General features: G+C 60.9%; 3 rRNA genes. All 3 read left to right on the forward strand.

Features of this window, described 5'->3' with window-relative positions:
* Positions 1–50: 50 nt before the first annotated feature.
* The 3 genes from LQE90_RS12225 (at position 51) to rrf (ending at position 5,099) form a co-directional block, all read left to right on the forward strand.
* Positions 51–1,561: ribosomal RNA gene (locus LQE90_RS12225) — 16S ribosomal RNA — on the forward strand.
* Between the two features lie 338 nt (positions 1,562–1,899).
* Positions 1,900–4,869 (forward strand): 23S ribosomal RNA (locus LQE90_RS12230).
* Positions 4,870–4,984: 115 nt separating this feature from the next.
* Positions 4,985–5,099 (forward strand): 5S ribosomal RNA (gene rrf / locus LQE90_RS12235).
* The 16S, 23S and 5S rRNA genes sit together here, the layout of an rRNA operon.
* Positions 5,100–5,116: the final 17 nt, after the last annotated feature.

A 5,116-nucleotide genomic window follows, 5' to 3' on the forward strand; every position in this document is an offset into this window, starting at 1 on the left:
GCGGGCGGCGGGAAACCAAGATCGAACGCGGCAGCGATGCCGCACTCTTTTAAACGGAGAGTTTGATCCTGGCTCAGGATGAACGCTGGCGGCGTGCCTAACACATGCAAGTCGAACGGTTAAGCCACCTTCGGGTGGGCATACAGTGGCGAACGGGTGAGTAACACGTGACCAACCTGCCCCTTGCTCCGGGACAACCTCGGGAAACCGAGGCTAATACCGGATGCTCCGGCCCCTCCGCATGGAGGGGCCGGGAAAGCCTGGCGCGGCAAGGGATGGGGTCGCGGCCCATCAGGTAGACGGCGGGGTAGCGGCCCACCGTGCTTTCGACGGGTAGCCGGGTTGAGAGACCGACCGGCCACATTGGGACTGAGATACGGCCCAGACTCCTACGGGAGGCAGCAGTGGGGAATTTTGCGCAATGGGGGCAACCCTGACGCAGCAACGCCGCGTGCGGGATGACGGCCTTCGGGTTGTAAACCGCTTTCAGCAGGGAAGACCGACGACGGTACCTGCAGAAGAAGCCCCGGCTAACTACGTGCCAGCAGCCGCGGTAATACGTAGGGGGCGAGCGTTATCCGGATTCATTGGGCGTAAAGCGCGCGTAGGCGGCGCGCCAAGCGGAACCTCTAACCTCGGGGCTCAACCTCGAGCCGGGTTCCGAACTGGCGCGCTCGAGTTCGGTAGAGGCAGGCGGAATTCCCGGTGTAGCGGTGGAATGCGCAGATATCGGGAAGAACACCGATGGCGAAGGCAGCCTGCTGGGCCGACACTGACGCTGAGGTGCGAAAGCTAGGGGAGCGAACAGGATTAGATACCCTGGTAGTCCTAGCCGTAAACGATGGACGCTAGGTGTGGGGAGGATCGCCTCTCCGTGCCGAAGCCAACGCATTAAGCGTCCCGCCTGGGGAGTACGGCCGCAAGGCTAAAACTCAAAGGAATTGACGGGGGCCCGCACAAGCAGCGGAGCATGTGGCTTAATTCGAAGCAACGCGAAGAACCTTACCAGGGCTTGACATGCGAGTGAAGCCGGGGAGACCCGGTGGCCGAGAGGAGCTCGCGCAGGTGGTGCATGGCTGTCGTCAGCTCGTGTCGTGAGATGTTGGGTTAAGTCCCGCAACGAGCGCAACCCCTGCCGTATGTTGCCAGCATTGAGTTGGGGACTCATACGGGACTGCCGGCGTCAAGCCGGAGGAAGGTGGGGACGACGTCAAGTCATCATGCCCTTTATGCCCTGGGCTGCACACGTGCTACAATGGCCGGTACAACGGGCTGCGACCTGGCGACAGGAAGCGAATCCCTCAAAGCCGGCCCCAGTTCGGATCGGAGGCTGCAACCCGCCTCCGTGAAGTCGGAGTTGCTAGTAATCGCGGATCAGCATGCCGCGGTGAATACGTTCCCGGGCCTTGTACACACCGCCCGTCACACCACCCGAGTCGTCTGCACCCGAAGCCGCCGGCCGAACCCGAAAGGGGCGGAGGCGTCGAAGGTGTGGAGGGTAAGGGGGGTGAAGTCGTAACAAGGTAGCCGTACCGGAAGGTGCGGCTGGATCACCTCCTTTCTAGGGAGACACTCAGGTGTCCGACGAGGTCGAGCGAAGCTCCCTCGCCTGGATGGAAAAGAAACAGAACAGATTGACCCGTCCGCGGGCCCGTCGCGAAGGCCCCTCGCGCCCCGCTCTCTCAGCATCCGGCTTCCGAGGCTCTCGAAGCCTCGGGAAGGCGAGCGCCTTCCCGCGCACCTTGACAGTTGCATAGCGTTTAAAGTGACAAAGAAGATCTTCATCACATGCATATCACCGATCCAATCGAGTGATCTGTCAAAGTAATGGAGCATCTATCACGATCGCGAATACATCGATATGGATACCCAACAACCATACTGAACGAGATCCGAAGAGACGAAGATACTAAGGGCGCACGGCGGATGCCTTGGCACAGGAAGTCGACGAAGGACGCGGCAAGCTGCGATAAGCTGCGGGGAGGGGCAAACACCCTTTGATCCGCAGGTCTCCGAATGGGGGAACCCAGCAGGGGTCATGCCCTGCTATCCCCGCCTGAACGAAATAGGGCGGCGGAAGGCAACCCGGGGAACTGAAACATCTAAGTACCCGGAGGAAGAGAAATCAACCGAGATCGCGGGAGTAGCGGCGAGCGAAACCGCGCGAGCCCAAACCCATGCACGCGTATAGCTTGAGGGCGTTGCTGCATGAGGGGTTGCGGGACCGAGCATCCCATGGGCCTCAGACCATGGGCGGAGTGACAAAGGGGCGCGGCAGCGGAACGGCCTGGGAAGGCCGGCGGAACAGGGTGAGAGCCCCGTACGCGAAGCCCCGCCCCCTCCGAGCGCGGCACCCGAGTAGCGCCGGGCACGTGAAACCCGGTGCGAATCAGGGGGGACCACCCTCCAAGGCTAAACACTCTCCTGTGACCGATAGCGAACCAGTACCGTGAGGGAAAGGTGAAAAGCACCCCGAGAGGGGAGTGAAACAGTACCTGAAACCGTGCGCCTACAAGCAGTCGGAGCAGCCTTCGCGCTGTGACGGCGTGCCTTTTGTAGAATGAGCCAGCGAGTTGCGGTATGCGGCGAGGTTAAGCTTTTAAGCGAGCCGCAGTGAAAGCGAGCCTTTAAGATGGCGTTTTAGTCGCATGCTGCAGACGCGAAGCCGGGTGAGCTATCCATGGGCAGGCTGAAGCGGGGGTAAGACCCCGTGGAGGGCCGAACCCACTTCGGTTGAAAACGGAGGGGATGACCCGTGGATAGGGGTGAAAGGCCAATCAAACCCGGAGATATCTCGTTCTCCCCGAAATAGCTTTAGGGCTAGCCTCGGACGTTCAATGGCGGCGGTAGAGCACTGGATCCTCGAGGGGGCTTCACCGCCTACCGACAGGAACCAAACTCCGAATGCCGCCATTTCAGAGTCCGGGAGTCAGAACATGTGGGCTAAGCTGTGTGTTCGAGAGGGAAACAGCCCAGACCGCCTGCTAAGGTCCCCAAATCCATGCTGAGTGGCAAAGGATGTGCGTTTGCCTAGACAACCAGGATGTTGGCTTAGAAGCAGCCATGCATTTAAAGAGTGCGTAACAGCTCACTGGTCAAGTGGACATGCGCCGACAATTCACGGGGCTAAGCATGGTACCGAAGCAGCGGACTAATTTCATTAGTGGTAGGGGAGCTTTCCACGGGGGGCGAAGCCGCAGGGCGACCTGCGGTGGACCGCGTGGAAGTGAGAATGCTGGCATGAGTAACGAGAGCGGCGCGAGAAACGCCGCCGCCGTAAGCCTAAGGGTTCCTGGGCAAGGCTAATCCTCCCAGGGTCAGTCGGGAGCTAAGGCGAGGCCGGAAGGCGTAGCCGATGCACAACAGGCGGACATTCCTGTACCGCCGATGGACCGTCATCACCGATGGGGCGACGGAGAAGGGTAGCCGAGCGGGGTTCTGGACGTCCCCGTGAAAGCGCGTAGGGAGCGCGGCATGGAAACCAGCCGCGCACGCATCCCGAGACGCGAGACGAAGCCTCCTGGCGAAGTCGGCGAGCCCATGCTTCCGAGAAAAACCTCTAGGAAGGGACATCGGCGCCCGTACCAAAACCGACACAGGTGGGCGGGTAGAGCATACCGAGGCGATCGGGAGAACCATGGTTAAGGAACTCGGCATACTGACTCCGTAACTTCGGGAGAAGGAGTGCCCCTGGCGGTGAAGGACCTCGCGTCCGGAGCGGCCGGGGGTCGCAGCGAAACGGCCCAAGCGACTGTTTATCAAAAACACAGGACTCTGCAAAGCCGCAAGGCGACGTATAGGGTCTGACGCCTGCCCGGTGCTGGAAGGTTACGCGGATGGGTCAGCCGCAAGGCGAAGCCCTGAAGCCAAGCCCCAGTAAACGGCGGCCGTAACTATAACGGTCCTAAGGTAGCGAAATTCCTTGTCGGGTAAGTTCCGACCTGCACGAATGGCGTAACGATTTGGGCGCTGTCTCAACCATGGACCCGGTGAAATTGTATTATTCGTGAAGATGCGAATTACCTGCGGAAGGACGGAAAGACCCCGTGAACCTTTACTGCAGCTTGACATTGATCGTTGGCTCGGCGCGTAGAGGATAGGCAGGAGGCTTCGAAGCGGGGACGCCAGTTCCCGTGGAGCCGGCCTTGGAATACTGCCCTCGTCGCGTCGGCGATCTAACCTGCGGCCGTGATCCGGCGCAGGGACCGTGTCAGGCGGGTAGTTTGACTGGGGCGGTCGCCTCCTAAAGAGTAACGGAGGCGCGCAAAGGTCCGCTCAGGACGGTTGGCAATCGTCTGCAGAGCGCAAGAGTGCAAGCGGGCTTGACTGCGAGACGTACAGGTCGAGCAGGGAGGAAACTCGGTTCTAGTGATCCGGCGGCCCAGAGTGGAATGGCCGTCGCTCAACGGATAAAAGGTACTCCGGGGATAACAGGCTGATCTTGCCCAAGAGTCCACATCGACGGCAAGGTTTGGCACCTCGATGTCGGCTCATCGCATCCTGGGGCTGAAGTCGGTCCCAAGGGTATGGCTGTTCGCCATTTAAAGCGGTACGCGAGCTGGGTTCAGAACGTCGTGAGACAGTTCGGTCCCTATCCTCCGCAGGCGCAAGAGGATTGAGGAGGTCTGCCCCTAGTACGAGAGGACCGGGGTGGACGGACCTCTGGTGCAGCAGTTGTCGACCAACGGCACGGCTGCCTAGCTACGTCCGGCACGGATAACCGCTGAAAGCATCTAAGTGGGAAGCCGTCTCCAAGATGAGTCCTCTTTTCGGTAAGGGCCCAGGCAGAACACCTGGTCGATAGGCCGCAGGTGCAAGGCGAGCGATCGCCTCAGCCGAGCGGTACTAATAGCCCGAGCTCTTCGTCTTTACACATTGGAGCTTGTTCGCGGTCCGTCACGACCGAACGCTGTGCAACCGCCAGGGTGGCGCGGAGGGCGCGCCCTGCGGCATAGAAGCCGCGCGGAGCCTAAGCGCCCTGCGCGAGCGCGACCTTGGAGGCGGGGATCACCCGGTCCCATTCCGAACCCGGAAGTTAAGACCGCCATCGCCGAAAGTACTGCAGCGCAAGGCTGTGGGAGGATAGGACGTCGCGCTCGCGCAGGGCGCTCGGCGT

It is taken from the genome of Paraeggerthella hominis (assembly GCF_021044775.1).
GTDB lineage: Bacteria > Actinomycetota > Coriobacteriia > Coriobacteriales > Eggerthellaceae > Paraeggerthella > Paraeggerthella hominis.